The organism is Shewanella sp. YLB-07 (genome assembly GCF_009377275.1).
This window is the reverse complement of sequence record NZ_VOQB01000014.1, coordinates 175,473-195,415: the sequence shown is the minus strand read 5'-3', so window position 1 is coordinate 195,415 and position 19,943 is coordinate 175,473. Positions and strand designations below refer to the sequence as shown.

Annotated in this window: 19 protein-coding genes; 5 read left to right on the top strand and 14 right to left on the bottom strand. The window is 46.9% G+C overall.

From position 1 onward, the window contains the following. Window positions 1-221: 221 nt before the first annotated feature. Entirely contained in the window at window positions 222-887 is a 666-nt protein-coding gene (gene yrfG / locus FS373_RS25310) for a GMP/IMP nucleotidase (RefSeq protein ID WP_144049155.1), read from the top strand. A gap of 102 nt (window positions 888-989) precedes the next feature. On the opposite strand, the gene FS373_RS25305 is transcribed toward yrfG, so the two are convergent. From FS373_RS25305 to gspC, 12 genes are all read right to left on the bottom strand, one after another. Beyond that, window positions 990-1,751 (bottom strand): type II secretion system protein N, encoded by a 762-nt coding sequence (locus FS373_RS25305; protein WP_322619564.1) that lies wholly within the window; start codon window positions 1,749-1,751, stop codon window positions 990-992. A gap of 26 nt (window positions 1,752-1,777) precedes the next feature. Continuing rightward, a complete protein-coding gene (locus FS373_RS25300; RefSeq protein ID WP_144048536.1) occupies window positions 1,778-2,254 on the bottom strand; it encodes a type II secretion system protein M in 477 nt (158 codons plus the stop codon). Between the two features lies 1 nt (window position 2,255). After that, window positions 2,256-3,449: a type II secretion system protein GspL gene (gene gspL, locus FS373_RS25295; RefSeq protein WP_144048537.1), complete on the bottom strand. Its 1,194-nt coding sequence runs from the start codon at window positions 3,447-3,449 to the stop codon at window positions 2,256-2,258. A 97-nt stretch (window positions 3,450-3,546) separates the two neighbouring features. Then, window positions 3,547-4,548 (bottom strand): type II secretion system minor pseudopilin GspK, encoded by a 1,002-nt coding sequence (gene gspK / locus FS373_RS25290; RefSeq protein ID WP_152830858.1) that lies wholly within the window; start codon window positions 4,546-4,548, stop codon window positions 3,547-3,549. A 26-nt stretch (window positions 4,549-4,574) separates the two neighbouring features. Then, a complete protein-coding gene (gene gspJ / locus FS373_RS25285; RefSeq protein ID WP_152830857.1) occupies window positions 4,575-5,351 on the bottom strand; it encodes a type II secretion system minor pseudopilin GspJ in 777 nt (258 codons plus the stop codon). Further along, complete coding sequence (gene gspI, locus FS373_RS25280) at window positions 5,332-5,733, bottom strand: type II secretion system minor pseudopilin GspI (protein WP_227993239.1); 402 nt, start codon at window positions 5,731-5,733, stop codon at window positions 5,332-5,334. The genes gspJ and gspI overlap by 20 nt, the downstream gene beginning before the upstream one ends. Further along, window positions 5,711-6,307 carry a type II secretion system minor pseudopilin GspH gene (gspH, locus tag FS373_RS25275; protein WP_144048540.1) on the bottom strand — a complete coding sequence of 199 codons (597 nt, stop codon included), beginning with the start codon at window positions 6,305-6,307 and terminating at the stop codon, window positions 5,711-5,713. Before gspH ends, gspI begins: the two co-directional genes overlap by 23 nt. Window positions 6,308-6,424: 117 nt before the next feature. Continuing rightward, on the bottom strand, window positions 6,425-6,859 hold the full coding sequence (gene gspG / locus FS373_RS25270) for a type II secretion system major pseudopilin GspG (RefSeq protein WP_144048541.1): 435 nt from the start codon (window positions 6,857-6,859) through the stop codon (window positions 6,425-6,427). 107 nt (window positions 6,860-6,966) lie between these two features. Next, window positions 6,967-8,190: a type II secretion system inner membrane protein GspF gene (gene gspF / locus FS373_RS25265; RefSeq protein ID WP_144048542.1), complete on the bottom strand. Its 1,224-nt coding sequence runs from the start codon at window positions 8,188-8,190 to the stop codon at window positions 6,967-6,969. A gap of 3 nt (window positions 8,191-8,193) precedes the next feature. Continuing rightward, window positions 8,194-9,765 (bottom strand): type II secretion system ATPase GspE, encoded by a 1,572-nt coding sequence (gene gspE, locus FS373_RS25260; RefSeq protein ID WP_144049157.1) that lies wholly within the window; start codon window positions 9,763-9,765, stop codon window positions 8,194-8,196. Beyond that, the gene (gene gspD, locus FS373_RS25255) at window positions 9,758-11,896 is read right to left on the bottom strand and encodes a type II secretion system secretin GspD (RefSeq protein ID WP_144048543.1); all 2,139 of its coding nucleotides are present in this window, start codon (window positions 11,894-11,896) and stop codon (window positions 9,758-9,760) included. Before gspD ends, gspE begins: the two co-directional genes overlap by 8 nt. 99 nt (window positions 11,897-11,995) lie before the next feature. Further along, window positions 11,996-12,904 carry a type II secretion system protein GspC gene (gspC, locus tag FS373_RS25250; RefSeq protein WP_144048544.1) on the bottom strand — a complete coding sequence of 303 codons (909 nt, stop codon included), beginning with the start codon at window positions 12,902-12,904 and terminating at the stop codon, window positions 11,996-11,998. Between the two features lie 280 nt (window positions 12,905-13,184). On the opposite strand from gspC, the gene hslR reads away from it, so the two are divergent. From hslR to FS373_RS25235, 3 genes are all read left to right on the top strand, one after another. Then, the gene (hslR, locus tag FS373_RS25245; protein WP_144048545.1) at window positions 13,185-13,583 is read left to right on the top strand and encodes a ribosome-associated heat shock protein Hsp15; all 399 of its coding nucleotides are present in this window, start codon (window positions 13,185-13,187) and stop codon (window positions 13,581-13,583) included. Window positions 13,584-13,692: 109 nt separating this feature from the next. After that, a complete protein-coding gene (gene hslO, locus FS373_RS25240; protein WP_144048546.1) occupies window positions 13,693-14,556 on the top strand; it encodes an Hsp33 family molecular chaperone HslO in 864 nt (287 codons plus the stop codon). 206 nt (window positions 14,557-14,762) lie between these two features. Beyond that, entirely contained in the window at window positions 14,763-16,304 is a 1,542-nt protein-coding gene (locus FS373_RS25235; RefSeq protein WP_152830856.1) for a phosphoenolpyruvate carboxykinase, read from the top strand. 411 nt (window positions 16,305-16,715) lie between these two features. Here the strand turns inward: FS373_RS25235 and FS373_RS32270 are convergent, their stop codons facing one another. Both FS373_RS32270 and FS373_RS25225 read right to left on the bottom strand, forming a co-directional pair. Beyond that, a complete protein-coding gene (locus FS373_RS32270) occupies window positions 16,716-17,255 on the bottom strand; it encodes a DUF4937 domain-containing protein (protein ID WP_229381259.1) in 540 nt (179 codons plus the stop codon). Between the two features lie 141 nt (window positions 17,256-17,396). Continuing rightward, window positions 17,397-17,735, bottom strand: a complete 339-nt coding sequence (locus tag FS373_RS25225; protein ID WP_144048548.1) for a hypothetical protein — start codon at window positions 17,733-17,735, stop codon at window positions 17,397-17,399. 287 nt (window positions 17,736-18,022) lie between these two features. Here FS373_RS25225 and FS373_RS25220 point away from each other — a divergent pair, with 287 nt between their 5' ends. Continuing rightward, the gene (locus tag FS373_RS25220; RefSeq protein WP_152830855.1) at window positions 18,023-19,900 is read left to right on the top strand and encodes a M14 family metallopeptidase; all 1,878 of its coding nucleotides are present in this window, start codon (window positions 18,023-18,025) and stop codon (window positions 19,898-19,900) included. Window positions 19,901-19,943: the final 43 nt, after the last annotated feature.

Sequence of the window (19,943 nt, the reverse complement as noted above, 5' to 3'; positions counted from 1 at the left end):
AGATAGATTAGTATTAAACCTCTAATAGCCGAATCGCTTGTACTCTCAAGGTAAAGCCCTACACTTCAAACAGCAAAGAACTAGAATAGGATAATAATGTTTCCATGGCATGAGCTAGATTCTGCGTACTATCTGATTGATATTATTTAGTATAAATAGTTACTTTAGATATTTAAACGCACCCCTACACTTCAAACAGCACAAAATAAAACGGGATAATGATGTTTCCATGGAATGAGATAGATACTGTGTTGCTCGATATGGATGGAACCCTACTGGATCTACATTTCGATAATCACTTTTGGTTAAGCATAGTCCCAGCGGAATTAAGCCGACAAAGAGGCTTAAATAGCCAAGCCGCACAAGCGTTAGTTGAATCGTCTTACGGTAAAGTCTTCGGCACTTTAGACTGGTATTGCTTAGATTATTGGGAAAGTGAATTACGGCTCGATATCATGGGGCTGCATAAAACCTTGGTCGATAGAATTCAGTTAAGACAGGATAGCATGCCATTTCTGTACGCCCTCGGTGAGCAGAAAAAGTCTCGCATCCTGGTCACCAATGCCCATCCCAAGAGCTTAGCCCTGAAACTAGAACATACTGAACTGGCTGCGGGGCTAGACCATATGCTCTCCAGCCATGAAACTGGTTACCCGAAAGAGCATCCTCACTTCTGGCAACACCTCTTCTTGCAGTTCCAGTTAGATCCTAGCCGCTGCCTATTTATCGATGATAATGAAGATATATTGCAAGCAGCAAAAGATGCCGGTGTTGGTTACCAGCTGGGTATAACCAACCCAGACAGTCAGAAACCCAATAAAATATTTAGCGATTTTCCTGCAATAGGAGATTATCATCTGTTACTGGATGATCTTCTGGCAGATTAGCTAAACCCTTCAGGTATCAAAAAGGCACCTATTGGTGCCTTATGTTTTATCAGGTAAGAGACTAAGCTCGCAATCTATAATTCTTATTTGGTTTGCTATTGATTAGAGTCCGGGAACTCTACCTTGGTAACTGATCGGATAGTAACCTTGGCTGTCTTTCTTACCCAGGAAAGCCAATGCCTTCTTCAGATCTTCGGGTTGTGAAGCTGTCTCTTTTATCTTAGCACTGAGCTGTACCACTTTTTCTGCCTGCAGCACCAAGGTTCCGCTGAAACCTAACTGATTCATAGTCTCATCTGATTTCACTTTCACATTGCCATCGACACAGCTCAGGCCTAGCTCTATATCTCCAAGAGGATAGTTGCCGAACTGGTTTTTTACACCGGCACTATTGATAAACAGCTTACCATTTAACTGTTCACACCAAGGAGTCCCTTGTTCGAGACGATCGATAAACAAGCTGATATCGCCACCGACTTTCGTTCTAAAGGGTAAGCGATTATTGCCTAACAGAAAGCTAGTCGGCGCCTCGAATCTCAGGCCTTCGGCATCGATTCCGCTCATGGAAAGAATGACTAATCCCTTACCGTTAACCGCCGAGCCTCGATTACCGATAACCAGATCTATCTTGGCCTGACCCAGCAACAAAGCCCAGGGGCTCAACTGCCACTGAACCTGCTCTAATTGCCTATTCTGTATTGTTACCGACTCGATACTTCCCGACCATATTGAGCCAGAAACACCACTCAAGTTGATATTACTAGGCAGAGGCGCCAGCTTCATCACCACACTTGCAGGTAATAAGGCCAGCAAAAATACCAGATAGATGCACACGCCGATAATAATCTTTTTAGCTAAATTCACTACTACACCTTAATAAAAAACAATCATTACTGCGACAATTGAATACGACGAACACGTACTAAACCTACCGTATCAGACTCTGCCAAATCTATGCTTTCTAAGGATAATCCTTTCTCTTGTACCAGTTCGTTAAGGTAGCCGAGTAAGGCATCGAAAGGGACATCATCCATCCAGATTTGAATTTTCTTACCCTGAGGCTGCATACGAGTGATCTCCAGGCCAAACGCCCCTGCACTCTGATTCACTGCTGCACTGAGACTCCCTCTGAAACTGGCTTTATTACCACTCTCTTTGAGACCGGCTATCTTATTTGCCGTCTGCTTAACAAAATTAAGAGTACTCTGTTGTGCCTCTAGGCCTCTTTCGGCCTCAATTTCCGCATTAGATATCGGTGTCCAAATCCCCCAATAGAGAAAAGCAATAATGAGAAATACACCACAGACGCTGACGAGCTGCTTCTCACGTAAGATGAGACCGTTCCACCATACTTTCACATTTTCCATGTTACTTACTCCTCAAGGTCAATGTGCTGGTAACTGAATCTTCACCGCTGTTCATCGCACCTGAATCCAACCTATATGAGCGAGAAACAATCTCCTTAAACTGCTCCACTTGGGCATAGCTCTTGGCCGTCACCTGCATACGCAGCTCATTGCGGGCACTATCGAAACGTAGCGTAGTTGGCTTTAACTGAGGCACCTGAGTAAATGCCTCCTCTAAGCCTTCAAGCATAGAGAAGAATTCACTTCCCCCTCCGCTGCCCTGCATGCTCCTGAGATGTCTGTCCATTTGAGTTCTAAGATTTACTATACGTGAGGTTCCGGGTACGGCTTGCTTAAAAATGGTCTCGCTCTGCTGCTGCAGACGTGCCTGCTCGGTATTCATTTGGTGAATGTTGAGTCCTTTATTCACTAGGGATAACACCAAGGCAACCACGATGACAATCGCAGCATTTCGCCAAATCTGTATATGTTTGCCATATTCACGTTTAGGAGTATAGCTACCGGACAAAAGGTTAATCGGGGCCGATAAGATCCCTTTTGCCAGCACTAACATAGGAAGCTCGAGTTCTTGTGCCTGTACCTGAGTACCAGCTAAATTCAACTCGCTGTAGCCAGCAACTGTGACCATAGCTTCGCTATCCGCTGGAAGCAGCCTTAGCAAAGCCATATTCAGCCAGTCTTCACTCAGACTCACTCCGACTCCGGCACCGGTTCTGAGTAAATATTCCTGATTAAATTTAATTGCCGCCCATTGGCACTGCTGCAGAGGTAATGCCAAACAATCGGGTACGATACGCTTAGGCTTTAAACCCGCATCACTGAGCCAAGTTAACCAGGTTTGCATCTGCTCATGGGCAACCACAGCCACGCTGAGGTGCTCGCCCTCGCGAGGACCCGTGACAAAATGCAGATCATCAACATTTTCTGCCAGGTTCTCTTCCAGCATGAAAGGTAACGCTTGGATCGCTTGACGTTGTCCCTTCTCGGGCAACTCCACTTGGGTCAAAGTTATCGCCGACGAGGGAACGAGGACATCGACGGGACGATTGCCGGCACGCTCGGTCAGGCTCGCCAATTCTAGGGCATCCTTAAGCTCACCAGAACCTATAATTTCCTGCTCCAGCTCAGACCAAACTAGCCATGAGCAAGTTTGCTCCTGACTCGTTCCTAAGCGGATTAATAGTCTTTCACTCAAATCTCTTCTCCACTAACTTGATCCCTCACCCAAACGGGCTCAGATAAAGTTATGTTATTTTTATTATGCTTACTGGCGATACCCGGTACTGACCAGATTATTTCTGTCCGCCAAATTGGCGCGTCAAGACCTCTATATTGCTACCATCCATTTTCAATACACTCTCTAGCCGGAAGGTAGCATTCTCTACTTTAGCCCCTGCCTCCAACTTGAAATACTTCGTAGTGACGTCAAAGCTGGTTTTTAACGCCGCATCTGCCGTTATTAGGCTAGATATAGAGGATATCTCGGTAAAATCTTCAGTCTTCTCATATCCGTCCCCGGGACGCTGATTGATGATGCTTTCCGCCTCGCCCACTGAAATCTTATTATCAAACATGCCGGCAAGCAGCGCGGCCTGCTCAACCTCAATGGTATTCACATTCAATACCTGTTTATTATTACCAGGTATCACACAAATATAGGGCAGTAACTTAAGGTAGATATCTTGTGTATATCCCAACACCGCCCGCAATTCACTACGATGACTCATCAAGGTGTTAGCCGCACGATATGGTACGTTACGGGACTCATAATCTGCATCTTCGGCGCCAAATGGGCTCGCCGTTGCATCCTCATCGATATAATCTTTTAGGGTATGAGTTAGCCGCTCGGCGCCGAAATCATCCATGCCCAATGCAACCAGTAAACCTTTATATTGCACCGCCGCCAGTGGTAATTTAGGTTGGCCATTGCCTCCGGATCCCTTTACACTTTCGGCCGACAGCGCATTGAGGTTAAAACAAGACTGCAAGTCTGAAATTGTGCCGCTAATCTCGCCATTTTCTGCGGGGAATACCACATCGGCTTGGGCCCAATATTGCTGTAGGTGTACCGTACCATCTGCGTCTTCGAAATCTTGCTTGAGTACTTTTTTAGCTAACTCTTCGGCGGAGATGGCGTACCAGAATGCCTGATCATACTCGGCCAAATTGAGGGTACGGCGCACCGATAACTGGTTACGACTATTAATGTTGGTGGCCATAATTGCCACCATGGCGACGATCAACAGCACCACGATAAGCGCGACACCTCGCTGTTTAGCTGGAAGCTGATTCATTAGCTGATTGCCCCTTAATCATTAGACTATCTGCCATTCTCATCCTGCTTTCCACCACCGTTGTTATTGCCACCACCGTTGTTATTGCCACCACCGTTGTTATTGCCACCACCGTTGTTATTGCCACCACCGTTGTTATTGCCGCCGCCGTTATTATTGCCGCCGCCGTTGTTCTTATTTGAAGCTACTGGCGCGCCTAAGGGGAGTAAGAATTTACGTTGAATCTTGCCTAGGCCCTCTAATTCGATCTCCATGGCTATCGCTTTGGGCAACTTAGTGCCATCGACCTTTCTTTCCCACTTATCTTCCATAAAGAAGGAGTACTGCACCGATATCACCCCTCGCATCACTATGGTTTTAATCGGATCCGCCCCGAATTCAGGCTCAGGATAGGGGTAATACCAACGCTCGAGGGCACCGTCTCTGACCACGTACGCCACTGACTGTATGCTGCCACGGGGTAAAATCCCATCCGGGTTGAGCCAGCCCAAACGGAAGAAGACCAAAGCCTCTGATTCAGAATCCAAAATATCAGAGCCGGTTTGAAATACTGTGCTACCGCGACCACCTTCGAGCAATCTTGGCGTTCTGGCCACCATCTGACCTAAGTCACGCTCTAATGCACCAAAGCCTTGCTGCATCGCCTTTAACTTGCTGGAAAACTCTTTGGTGACTTCATCGTTTTTAATGACCGTACTCAATACCGCATTTGCCGCCAAGCCGATCATGGCGAAGATAGCGATAGCGATCAACATCTCGAGTAAGGTGAACCCCCCATTAAGTCTATTCCGGATTGAGTACATAACTGTTCACCTGGGCAACAATACGTTTATAACGAGCATCATTGCTGACACTCACACGTATCATGCGGAATTTGTCATCTGAAGTTTTTACTATCTCTTTACGCCAATACCAATCACGTCCGGCAAGCTCCATTTCGCCATCTTTTTTGCCGATATCGGGAAACTTAGCTTCCAACCTGGCATCGACCATCACATTGTCAGCCACCCATTGGGCATAGGTACGCTCTTCTAAGATCGGCATGTTGGCGATCTGATCCCCCAGGCTCTTAGTGATAGATACTGCCGCGATGGAAAACACCGCCAGAGCCACTATGACCTCCAACAAGGTCATGCCTTTTGCTTTGGTGTTCATTATGCTCTTAGTGCCCATAGTCACCGCCATCGAACTCATCGTCTCTCCCCAGAGATAAGCGTCCGAGCGAATCACCAATCACTAATGCTTCAATTTCGTTACCTTGTTCATCTTCACTAAAAAAGGTCATCTCGAAAGCACTCATCTCACCACTTGGAAATAACAAAATTTGCGGCTCAGGAAACTTCTTTTTCTCCTCTTCGGTCTTCTCGTCTATAAAGGGCTCGTCGAACCAGGAATCTTGCTCTTCATCTTCCTGCACCAGAGGTAGACCATCGAGGACCAGACTTATCTCGACCCCATCTTTCATCTGCCGTTCGGCCAGAATACGATCTCTATCTAATGACTTCCATTTACCCTCATCGTAGAAGACATATTTATAACTGGTCTTTTCGATCACGATACCGATGAAATGACCACTGAGCACAGTCTCATCGAGTACCATCTCAGTAGCAGCCATAAACTGCAGGGCCGTCCTCTCGAGCTCTTTCTTTCCATCGGCGCCGCCCATGGTCATGGTTACTGCCGAAGCAGCCAAACCCATCAAGAGCACCACTAAGAGCACTTCCATTAAGGTGAAACCTTTCTGGCTTACTAGCTTCATCGGCTAACCCCATAGAGAGAGAAATCTGGAATATGCTGGCATATCCATGATGAGCTCAATGATTTCATATGATTATCGATTCAGATTCTTGATTCAGATGTTCAGTAACTTCAGTGCTTACTGGAAGTTCTGTAGATTCCAGTTCCCAATATCATCATCTGTGCCCGCTTGGCCATCTGGACCCGTGCTGAAGATATCAAGCTTGCCATTTTCACCTGGGCTCAGTAGCAAGTAATCATTTCTCCATGGATCTTGTGGCAAACGCTTCACATAGCCATCTTCACGATAGTTACGCGGCTCAGGTGAACTATTTGGTTTTTGTACTAAGGCATCCAGACCCTGTTCGGTCGTTGGATAGATGCTGTTGTCCAAACGATACATGTCTAAGGCATTCTCTAAGGCGACGATATCTGAAACCGCTTTCTGTTGATCGGCCTTATCCTTGTTTCCCATTAAGTTGGGAACAACCATAGAAGCTAGAATCCCTAAAATCACGATAACTACCATCACTTCGAGTAGGGTGAAACCTTTCTGCTTATTTCTTGTTTGCATGAACAACATCCTCTTAAAAACGCTCTGAGCCTCTTGTTAGGCTCAGAGAAAATGAATAACGAAACGCTTATTTTACTGATAACACGATTGTACGATTAATCCTAAACTTAACCACTGACCATATTATTAAGCTCTAAGATTGGTTGCAGAATAGCCAAAACGATAAACAAGACTACGGTAGCCATGCTGACGACCAGCATAGGCTCAAATATCCCCAGTGCTATGGTGACATTCGACTCGAATTCTCTGTCCTGGTTATCCGCAGCTCGCTCAAGCATCTGCTCTAGCTGGCCACTCTTCTCACCCGAGGTGATCATATAGAGCATCATAGGCGGAAAAAGTTTCGTATTCGTCAACGCTGCACCTAAACTGGTGCCTTCACGTACTCGCGCCGTTGCTTCTTCTACCGCAGCCCGGACCTTTACATTAATCAAGACCTCGCTGGCAATTCGCATCGCATCCAGTAGTGGCACTGAGCTCGCCGCTAAGATACTCAAGGTCCGAGCAAAGCGTGCCGTGTTGAGTCCCTTACTGATCCTGCTAATGACAGGTAACTTGAGGAGTAAGGAATCAAACTTCATGCGGTATTCAGGTTTAGTCAGTAGACGTCTAAACAACACAAACCCACCAACCATCACACCTAGGACAAGCAGTCCATAATCTCTGACAAAGTCTGACGAGGCGATCAGTAATTGAGTCGTCCAGGGCAGCTGCTGGCCCATATGTTCGAACTGGCCAACGACCTGGGGCACTACCGCGGCCAATAGAATCGCGATAACGCCTATGGCGACAACGGTTAATACTACGGGATAGATCATCGCCTGAGTCATCTTGCTTTTCAGTTGCTGTCGACGCTCGGTGTAATCAGCCAAGCGGTTAAGCACCACCTCGAGATGACCAGACTTTTCTCCCGATGCCACCATGGCGCGATAGAGATCATCGAAGATATGGGGAAATTCGGCCAGAGAATCAGCCAAGCTATAACCTTCGACCACACGTGAGCGCACCGCCATGATCATGCTAGCCAGACGATCTTTCTCGCACTGCTGACCGACCGCTTTCAACGCTTCCTCTACCGGTAACCCCGCCGCAACCAGAGTGGCGATTTGACGCGTGAGAAGCGCAAGTTCTGCCACGGATATACCGCGCTGAAACAGACTCTTGCCTCCCGATTTAGCCTTAGCTTCTTTCTCGAGAACAGGCTTAATCTCTAACGGCATCAAGCGTTGATCTCTGAGCTGGCCACGGGCATGACGGGCAGTATCCGCCTCGATCACGCCTTTCTGCTGTTTTCCTTGTTTATCTAAAGCCTTATATTCAAATGCAGGCATGAATTATTCCTCGCGAGTAACGCGTAACACCTCTTCGAGGGTAGTTTTTCCGGCCAGTACCTTACTCATGCCATCATGACGAATACTCGGTGTGGTTTGACGAATAAGCTTTTCGATGGCCAATTCACCACGTCCGGTATGGATGAGTTCACGTACTTCGTCGGTGACGATGAGCAGTTCATGGATACCCGTTCTACCACGATAGCCATTATTGCCACACGACTTACAGCCTTCGGCGCGATATATGACTCTTTGATCATCTTCGACCATACCCAGTAATTTACGTTCACTCTGATCCGGCACATGCTCAGATTTACACTCGGAACATAAGGTGCGGATTAGGCGTTGGGCCAGCACGCCCAACAGACTCGATGAGACAAGGAAAGGCTCCACGCCCATATCCTGTAATCGAGTGATTGAACCAGATGCGGTATTGGTGTGAAGCGTCGATAACACCATGTGACCCGTTAATGATGCCTGAACTGCAATCTGCGCCGTTTCTAAGTCGCGGATCTCTCCTATCATCACCACATCAGGATCTTGTCGCAGAATCGCGCGCAGACCACGAGCAAAGGTCATATCGACCTTAGTATTTACCTGAGTTTGACCTACCCCCTCGAGTTCATATTCGATAGGATCTTCAACCGTAAGAATATTTGTTTCTTTCGAGTTCAGCTCGCTCAGACCAGCATATAGCGTTGTACTCTTACCCGACCCTGTAGGCCCGGTCACTAAAATAATCCCATGGGGCTTGCGGATCAGTTCATCGAATTCGATACGGATCTGCTCTGTCATACCAAGTTGAATGAGATCTAAGTTGCCGGTATTTTTATCCAATAGCCGCAATACCACGCGCTCGCCGTGACTCGACGGCATAGTCGACACACGCACATCGACGGCGCGACCACCAATTCGCAATGAGATACGGCCATCTTGAGGAACACGCTTCTCGGCGATATCCAGACGTGCCATCACCTTGATACGGGAAACCAATAAAGATGAAAGTTTACGATTGGGCTTGAGCACCTCTTTCAACATGCCATCGACGCGAAAACGGACAACCAGCTGTTTCTCATAGGTCTCAATATGAATATCTGAGGCTTCCTCTTTGATCGCTTCCGATAATAAGGCGTTGATCAACTTGATGATAGGCGCATCATCATCGCCCTCAAGCAGGTCCTCAGTTTGAGGTAACTCTTCGGCTAATGTATACAAGTCCATCTCATTGCCGATATCTTCCATCAGCTGCTGTGCCTCGGAAGAATTAGCCTGATAAGCCTGAGTTAATCTAGCCTCAAACTCAGCCGGAACCAGCTGCACCAAAGGCAGCTCACGCCCAGTATAGCGTCTGACTTCGAGCAGAGCAGCCAGGGGAGTCTCGGCAGTATGATACAAGGTCAGAGCTTCATCGACACCAGTATCGATCACCACATCGAAACGATGGGAGAAAGCGAAGGGTAAGCGCTCTCTACTATCGGAACGAAACTCCTCATCACTGTCTATTTCAGCGTCCTGCCAAACTTCATCAGAAACTAAAGCCAGCTCATCACTTTGAGGGAGTTGAGCATTACTCATCGGCATTATCATCCGTATCCAGAGACTTGTCTTTTTCTTTGCTCTCGGAGATGCTCTTAAGGGCAGGGTCAGTCTCGCGCATTCTAGTCTCCAGGCCTTTACCCTCTTTATAGCGCTCCAGAATATCCCTAACATCATCTGGCAGGTATTCTGACTGATTCCACTCTTCGAGTATCGGCACCTCGGTATTCGGCATCAAGTTGATGCCTCGCTCTTGCTGCTCTAACTGCAACGCACGGAAGTAGTTGTACTTACGACCCGCGATGCCTTCCATGATGATGCCATCACGAATAATGGTTGCCTTGATGAATATCATCAGGTTCTTTTTCTTCTTGCTGCTCGATGAAGACCTAAAAAGATGGCCGATAATCGGCAGGTCACCGAGAAAAGGTACCTTCTGCACACTCTCCTGCACTTCCTCGTTGATAAGACCACCCAAGACGACGATCTGCCCCGAGTCCGCCATCACAGTGGTAGTCAAACGGCGAGTCGCGAATGTGACATCGACGGCAGTCTTACCATTGATACCTGAGACTTCCTGCTCAATCGTTAACTTAACCGAGGTGCCTTCGTTAATCTGCGGAATCACTTTCAACTTAACCCCCACCTCTTTACGCTCGACGGTGGTAAAAGGGTTGCTGTTGCCGTTACTCGAACTCTGGCTACCGGTTAAGATAGGCACCTCGTCACCAACGATGAATGAGGCTTCCTGATTATCTAAGGTCGTGATAGATGGCGTCGCCAATACGTTAGACTTAGTATCGCTGGAAACCGCCTGAATCAAGGCACCGAAGTCGCCCATGGCTACACCCCAGGCCATTCCGTTAACCTTACCTAATGCTTGAGCCAGAACGGTAATATCACCCTTGGTATCTGGATTATCCGTACAAGTCTGATTATCTCCAGATCCAGAACAAGTCTGTGAGGCCTTCTGATCTTGTGCTAACCAGACACCGGCACCTACCTCACCTATGGTCGGACCTAAGTTATTAAACTGGGTCATGCCGCCAGACGCTGTCGCCCATTGGATACCGAAGCCAACATCGTCACCTTCGGCCACTTCGACGATAATCGCCTCGACCAATACCTGAGCACGGCGAATATCCAGCTGGTTGATCACGTTATCTATGGTGCGCATCTGATCCGGCTGCGCCGTGATCACCAGTGCATTTGTCTCGGCATGGGCCATGATATTGATATCTTTACGGCGTTTATTACCACCTGATTTGCCACCACCATCTTGATCGCTGGACAGCTGATCGGCAAAACCCATCAATACTTCAACAAGATCTTCTGCATTGGCGTATCTCAGATAGCGAACCTTGGTATTACCTGTGTTGGCCTGCTCTGCATCTAGCTTCTTGATCAATTCGACCACACGTTGACGGCCCTTCTCGTCACCGCTGACAATCACGGCATTCATACGCTCATCGGCAACCACTTTAGGAACCTGGCCCGACTGAGACTTGTTACCTGTGACACGATTTAAGGTCTCGATAATACGAACTATCTCACCCGCCGATGCAAATTCCAGTGGTACCACCTGCACTTCGGTATCACCTTGCTTATCGACGCGGCGAACTATCTCTACCAGCTTATTGACTACGGCTGCGCGACCAGAAATCATCAAGACATTCGATGGGTCATAATTAACTACGTTACCGCCACCGGCATTATCATTAAGCTGACGAAGCAGGGGGGCGAGTTGTTTCGCTTCGGTGTTGTAGAGGGCGACGATACGAGTCACCATCTCATCGCCGACTCCGGGAGCCTCATCATCGGCAACACGAATAGATGCTGTTTTAGCATCCTTGTCTTTAATCACCTTGATGATGTTGTTATCCATCTCCACGACGGCATAACCATAAACCTGAAGCACATTAAGGAAGAATTGATAATATTGTTCATCATCGAGAAGATCATAGCTGCGGACATTAATCTTACCGCGAACCGTGGGATCGACGATAATGGTACGATTCAGATTTTTACCAACGATATTGATAAACTCTTGAATATCAGTCCCTTTAAAATTAGCCGCATATTGCTCAGACCAAGCAAGTTGAGGAGCTAAAAGAGACGCTCCCATCACAATCCCTGCAATTAATTTTCTGCGAAAACTCTTCTTATTCATTATGTTACTTCCCATAAACCCATTAGTTCGCCCATAAGGCTCAAACAAATACTGATGAGGTGTGAGGACCAGGAATTAGTCTCACCCTCTAATTTTTAATTATTCCGGCAAACTGAACATGATCTCAATTAGCTGCCCGTCTCTTTCGACCATAAGAGATATTTCAGTTAATTCTGGTAATTGAGCCATCACTTCCATCGACTGGCTCATTGAAGTTAGATCATAACCATTCATAGACTTTGCAAGATCGTTGGCTTTAAATCCTGCCCGCTTAAACAGCTCCCTGTCTTTACCCGGATTCAAGCGGTAACCACTCAACTCACCGTTACTGCGAACGGGAGATATGGATAAGAAATCTGTAATTTTACTCGGATCGGCCAATAGCTCCTCACGAGACTGCTTAATCTCTTGAGCTACCTGCTTATTTTTACGTTGATCTATCTTCCTTACCGACTTGGCTCGTTGAAGTTGCTTATTAGCCTGACTGTTAGTTTCATATTTTAGACCGTCGAGCATTAACGTCTCATAACGACCCGAATTGGTAATGATGATGCGATCGGCATAGACCTCTTTAAGCGATGCAGATGTTCCTTTAATCTTATCCCCTAAACCATAGGTATTCTGGGAGCCGCTTGAGGCTATAACCGCTAAGCCTTTCTGCTGTACGGTCGAGGCGACCACACCCGTTAACTGAATAGATAGGGAGGTTTTTGGTGCATCAGTGATCATCTCGACTACGGTCTCAACCTTAGGCTTAGAGGCATTGGAATCCAACCTACCAAAAAGCGCTAATTGTTGTAGTTCGCCGATATTCACATTGCTTCTGGAACTACTGCTGACAGGCGTTGGACGCCAGGTTTGAGATCCATCCGATACTGAGATGAGTTTCCAGGTGATCTGAGCTAATAGGTAAATAACAAGCACGAGAACAAGCCAAAAAGTAGCTGAACTCAAAGGCTTATGTGGTATACCTGCGGCCTTGGCAATAACTTTATCTAATAAATCCATATTTATGTGGACCCTCTATACAGGTCTCTGTTCTGATTATAATAATTTAGTAAATCCTGACTCATGCTAACCTACACTGTAGAGCGCAACAAGCGCAACAAGCTTATAACAGCGGCATAATTGGCGACTATGGGCTAATTATGTTAACTTTACGCGTCTTAAAACGGTGTGAAGCCGATCGCGATCTTAGGTGATTAGCGTGTTTTAAAAACATTTTATTACCCAGCATGTGACCTCATCCACCTTTAAATAGCAACTAGTGTTACACCACGGAGACTCAATGACCAAGTCCCTCGACCCCGCAAGCTCGGTCCGACTGGATAAGTGGCTTTGGGCCGCCCGCTTTTATAAGACTCGCGCCATCGCTAAAGAGATGATCAATGGCGGCAAAGTTCATTATAACGGCCAACGAACCAAGTCGAGTAAAATGGCGGAGTTAGATGCTGTAATAAAATTAAGACAGGGGTATGACGAAAAAGAAATAGTCATCAAAAAACTGTCTGAACAGCGACAAAAAGCCATTTTTGCGCAAACTCTATACCTGGAAACCCCCGAAAGCATAGCTAAGCGAGAGACATATGCCGAGGCGAGACGCTTGAATGTACTCAACAATCCCGCACCAGATCATAAACCAGACAAGAAGCAGCGACGCCAGCTCATTCGCTTTAAAGAAGGCTAATGCACTTTAAATCGACCTAAGCGTTGAAAAAATGGCCTCCAGGCACCATATACTTATTTAATTGATACCGATAGTTCGGCTTCAGAAGCAATGTAATTGTGAGATTGAGATGAGTAAAGATAATTTACACCGCTACCTATTCGAAAATGCAGACGTTCGTGGCGAATTAGTACAACTCGAGAAGAGTTATCAAGAGATTTTGTCTGCCCACAAATATCCAGTACGGCTCCAGCACCTTCTAGGTGAGCTTATGGCGGCAACATCTCTACTTACCGCGACACTGAAATTCAATGGTGATATCAGTGTACAACTTCAGGGTGACGGTGCGGTCTCACTCGCCGTTATCAATGGCAACAACCTACAACAGCTACGTGGTGTGGCTCGCTGGAATGGTAACTTGAAGCAAGACGCCGATCTGCAGCAACTATTCGGCGATAAAGGTCATATGGTGATCACCCTTACGCCTACCGATGGTGAGCGTTATCAAGGTGTAGTAGCACTAGACAAAAGCAGTTTAGCCGCCTGCCTCGAAGAATACTTTGCTCAGTCAGAGCAATTACCGACTTCGATCAATCTATTTGCCAATGGCCAACAAGCGGCTGGCATCTTGTTGCAAGTACTGCCGAGCGAAGGTGAGCATAACGTCGAGTTTGAGCATTTAGAGCAACTGACAGCCACGGTAAAGGAAGAAGAACTTTTTGATCTTGAAGCTGAAGAGGTACTTCATCGTCTCTACCATCAAGAAGAAGTACGCCTTTTTGACCCGGTCCAAGTCACTTTCTCCTGTACCTGTTCGAGAGAACGCAGCGCTCAGGCTATTCGCACCGTCGCTAAAGCAGAAATCGATGCCATCATTACCGAACTAGGTAAAATTGACATGGGTTGTGAGTATTGCAATACCAATTACAGCTTCGACTCCATCGATATCCAAGCTATCTTCAGCAATGCACAGGCTCCCGCAGCTAAGCAGTAATACAGTTTCAATGAAACGAGGATGCCATCTGCATCCTCTTTTTTTGCCAAAAAATCGATCTTCCTCACACATTCATTTCTGCTTAAGTTACAATCGAGTTTCAGCGCATTAAGACGCTTATTGATAAACAATAATTTTCTATATATAGAAAAAAGCCGACAAAGAACGGCACCGAAATTCCGACCTCAAAACATGGAGACCTTACTATGGCGGATGGATCAAAACTAACTCACCATAACCCTACGACAGCACAACTCATCGAACTAGCCCTAGCCCGTGGCGAAGGTGAACTCACAGCCAGTGGCGCGTTAGTCGCAAAGACAGGGGAACGCACAGGCCGTTCACCTAATGATCGCTTTATCGTCAAAGAGCCAAGTTCAGAAGCCGATATCGATTGGGGCCCAGTGAACAAACCTTTCGAACAAGCTAAATTTACCGCCCTATGGCAAAAAGTAGAGGCCTATTTGGCCGATAAAGAGCTCTTTGTTTCTGAGCTAGAAGTCGGTGCAGACCCTGAGCATTACCAGCCAATACAAGTCACCACAGAAACGGCATGGCACCAGCTATTTGCCCGCAACCTGTTTATCATCCCTGAAGAGTTCAATGCCGCAGATAAGCCAGTTTGGCAGATCATCAATGCACCAGGTTTCGTCTGCGATCCCGAAAGAGATGGCACATATTCAGATGCGACCGTTATCTTGAACTTTGCCGAACGTAAAGTACTTCTTGCCGGCCTTAAGTATGCCGGTGAGATGAAGAAGTCTATGTTCTCAGTGCAAAACTTCCTACTCCCAGCCAAAGGCGTATTGCCAATGCATTGCTCGGCTAACGTAGGCAGAGATGGCGACACGACACTATTTTTCGGCCTGTCTGGCACAGGTAAGACTACGCTATCGGCCGATCCTAAGCGTTTCTTAATCGGTGATGACGAGCACGGTTGGGCACCAGGCGGTGTATTTAATATCGAAGGCGGTTGTTACGCTAAGTGTATCGATCTGAGCCAGAAGAATGAGCCGGTGATCTGGGACGCTATCCGCTTCGGTACCGTACTTGAAAACGTGGTCATGGATGAGAACCGTGTTCCGGACTACAGCAACTCGACACTCACGGAAAATAGCCGTGCGGCTTATCCGCTTGAGCATATCGAACTCAGAAAAGAGGAAAACTGCGGCGCCGAGCCACATGCTGTTGTTTTCTTAACCTGTGATGTATCTGGCGTGCTACCACCAGTGTCACTACTGACCAAAGAGCAGGCCGCTTATCACTTCCTTTCGGGTTATACCGCTAAGGTTGGCTCGACCGAGATGGGTTCCAGCGCTGCGATTCAGTCGACCTTCTCAACCTGTTTCGGCGCACCTTTCTTCCCACGTCCTGCCGGTGTCTATGCCGAGCTACTGATGAAGCGAATCGAATCATTCGGCAGCCAGGTATATCTGGTCAACACAGGTTGGACTGGCGGTCCACATGGTGTCGGTAGCCGTTTCGACATTCCGACAACTCGCGCTATCGTCGATGCGATTGTCAGTGGTGGACTCAAAGATATAGAGACTGTACACTTAGAAAAGCTAAACCTGAAAATTCCTGTCGCCATTCCAGGCGTCGAGACTAAGCTGCTCAACCCAGTAAATACCTGGGAAGATAAGGCGCTATATGCCGAATATGCACAAAAACTGGCAGAGAGCTTCACAGCCAACTTCGAGAAGTACCAGGTATCGGATTCGATTAAGCATGCCGGACCTAATGCCTAATTAAGGTCTTTTATTGGTTAGTTTGATTGCCTTATTAATCCTAGTTTGGCTGTTAGCTGAACTGGGATTTTTTATGCCTGTTGCTTGATATTTAACATTTAGTGTTGAGTGTTATGTGATAGGTGGTTTATGGACCATAACTTCACTGTTGTCTATCGCTTCCCAGCGGGGTATGTGCAGACACTTCTGTGAGACGCTGTAAACCCTTCCCTGGGCGCTCTACGGTTTCCAATAACCTCCCTGTTAAACGGCCAGTTCGGCATCCCAGCCTCTCGTTCGAAGAGTATCACTTCGCGATACCTCACTATGAAATCTAAGCTCACAGCCGCGCCTACACTGGATTTAAAAAACAGAGATGCTCTCTTCGAATTGAAGGGATATATATGACAGGCTAAAAAACAAATGGAGAAGTTAAGGCGTTATTTGCCAGCTTGGTTCTGTTTGGATGTGATAGCCTGAGATGGATTGGATTATGTCGGTGGCAGCTTGTTGCTTTAGGGTTGGGAAGTAATGGCTGGCGTAGTGACGATGAGCCGCTTCATTTTCCCAATAGGTCGTCACCAGATAACGCTGGGGTTTATCATTAAACAGCCATACCTGTCCGCCTAACATTCCCTCGACTCGCTGCATGCCCGGATTCCACAGCCTTGCCTGCTCTTTAATAAATTCATTGGTTTTTTCTGGGTCGATATAGCAATCGGCGATGCGAATAAAACCACAACCGACTTGGCTATTACAGTGATGATTCTGATATTGATTTAAAGCTGGAATACTCATCACCAGATGTAAATAGGAGACAGAGATAGTGCTATAGGTTCCAACCTGATTAGTTTTCTCTGCGGTAGGATCATGAGTCACCCTCATAAAATTTTTCACACTCTCCATATCACTCCAGCGAGCCAGAATCATCGCCTGACCGCTTGATAAATCCCAGCCACCTAGTTGAGAGATAAACCCCTGGCAGTGCGCCGTTGCTTGCCAGAGACTCTGGCCCTCGGAAAATCTGCCCTGTTAGCAACAGGGACTTCACATCGAATATATTTGGCTATCATCTTCGTTCCTTGAAATTGAAATGACCATTTAAATGAGAGTTTAAAACAAGAAATCTATTCTTCTATGGACAAGTGAATCAGTAAAACCTTCTGTTTCAACATCATAGTTTTCCCCAATTTCAATTCGGTCATAGATAGCTTCAGTGGTGATAAAGCGCTCCTCTGGGGTAATAATATAGAAGGTTGGCACGCCCGAGCAGTTACCAGCAGAACAACCTTGGCTCCACTCTAGATTTTTATTCTCAACTGTAATATTGATCACCTCATTACTGAGCTCAAACCAGCTGAATACAGCTACCCCGAGCAAGATAAATGTGGGCACCAGAAACTTGGCAATGCGTGTCAGCCGCTTAAAATTCTCATCTTGATCTTGTTGCATATGTTTCCTTTTATTCTCGGCTAAAGCAGATAAACACCCAAGAATCTAAAAAACCATCATATTCCACAATTGAAAGACTCGACATTAAATAAACTTCACTCACTAACATTCCAGAGTCATGCTCAAAGAAACAATAGAGCCCGGAATGGGAACTGTACATAAGCGAACCTTTGACTATTAATTACAATGACCTCCCCTCTTGTGTTGGTGAGCTTTTTAATGAAATATAACAGCCAAATAATAACTCTAACTAAAACTTAGTCTCCGACTTTATTGGGTATTCGATCATGCGCTTAACCCCTTTATCAACAACCATTTTACTAGCACTGTCTATCGCTAGCACTAGCTGCCTTGCAGGCGATGCCGCAACTAACGCTAATACAGCAAGTACTGGCACAGCAGGGTTAACTCCTAAGCAAGCCAATACCTATATCAACGATAGAATACTGCCACCAGCTATCGAATGGCATGGTAAGAGTGAAGCTCTGCTTCTCGGCGTCGATGATGAATGGGCTACCCCCTTCGAGAAAGATGGCCTCAAAACCAGCCCAAGTTACGATGAAACCTTTGCCTGGCTGGATAAACTCATAGCCCAAACAGACAAGTTAAAGAAAGTTAGCCTGGGTAAGAGCCCACAGGGACGGGATATCTGGATGCTCATAGCATCGAGCGAAGGCGCCTATTCTCCAGAAGTATTAGCCGAGAACGGTAAGCCTAGTGTGTTGGTTCAGGCCGGGATTCACTCGGGCGAGATCGACGGTAAAGACGCTGGCATGATGTTACTGCGTGATATCGTTCTGGGTAATAAAGGTGTACTACTCGATAATGCCAACCTCTTATTTGTGCCTATTTTCAGTGTCGATGGTCATGAGCGCTCCAGCCAATACAATCGGGTAAACCAACGCGGTCCGGTAAATATGGGGTGGCGTACAACATCTAATAACCTCAACCTGAACCGCGATTATGCCAAGGCCGATACATTAGAGATGCAGCATATGCTACAAGCCATCAACGAGTGGCAGCCCGATCTCTATATCGATGTGCATGTCACCGATGGCATCGACTATCAGTATGATGTGACCTTCGGCTATAACTTAGCCCAGGGACTCAGCCCTGCAAGCTATGCCTGGCTAGAGAAGAGTTACCGCCCCGCCATAGAGTCGGCTCTCACTAGCCAAGGCCATATTCCAGGCCCCTTAATCTTTGCCATAGATAACACAGATATCACTAAAGGCATGTCACTGTGGAACCCCAGCCCACGCTATTCCAATGGCTATGGTGATACCAGACACCTGCCGACTATCTTGATAGAGAACCACAGCCTCAAGCCCTACAAGCAACGAGTGCTAGGAACCTATGTGATGCTCGAAGCAACACTGAAAACAGTGGGTAAGCAGACCACTAAACTAAAATCAGCCATCAAACAGGATAAATTCAACTATCCTGCCAGAGTGACACTCACCTGGAAAGAGGTGCAACAAAAGCGAAGCTGGGACTTTAAGGGCATTGAATATCACATGGAAGAAAGCCCGATCAGCGGCAACGAGATTGTCAGATGGAACGGAGTTCCTAAGCTTTATCCTAACCTGCCCGTGATAGGCGATACAGTGCCGGATATCAGCGTGACTCGACCCAGTGCTTATTACATTCCTCCGCAGTGGACTGAAGTGATCGAGCGTTTGCACATTCACGGCATCCGCATGACCAGACTCATCCAGCCGACAGAGATGAAACTGCAGCAATATGAGCTGAGCTCCCCTAAGTTCAGGAGCAAGGATTATGAAGGCAGACAGACGGTGAAAGCCGATGCGAAACTCGAGTCAGTTGAGACTAAGCTGCCTAGCGGCACGGTAAGAATCGATACCCACCAACCCTTGGGCGATCTGGCTATCTTGCTACTCGAGCCGCAATCACCGGATTCATTACTGCAATGGGGATTTTTTAATCCCATCTTCACCCGCACCGAGTATATCGAGAACTATGCCGTAGAACCGCTAGCGGCTCAGATGCTCAAGGATGACCCTAAGTTACAACTAGCCTTCGACAAGGCCCTCAAAGATGAAGAGTTCGCGGCAGACCCTAAGGCACGTCTACGCTGGTTCTATCAGAGAAGTCCTTACTATGATGACCAATACCAAAAATACCCAGTATTAAGAGAAAAGTAACTCTGAGCCTTATGCCGCTTGGTATTACAAACAAAAAAGACTC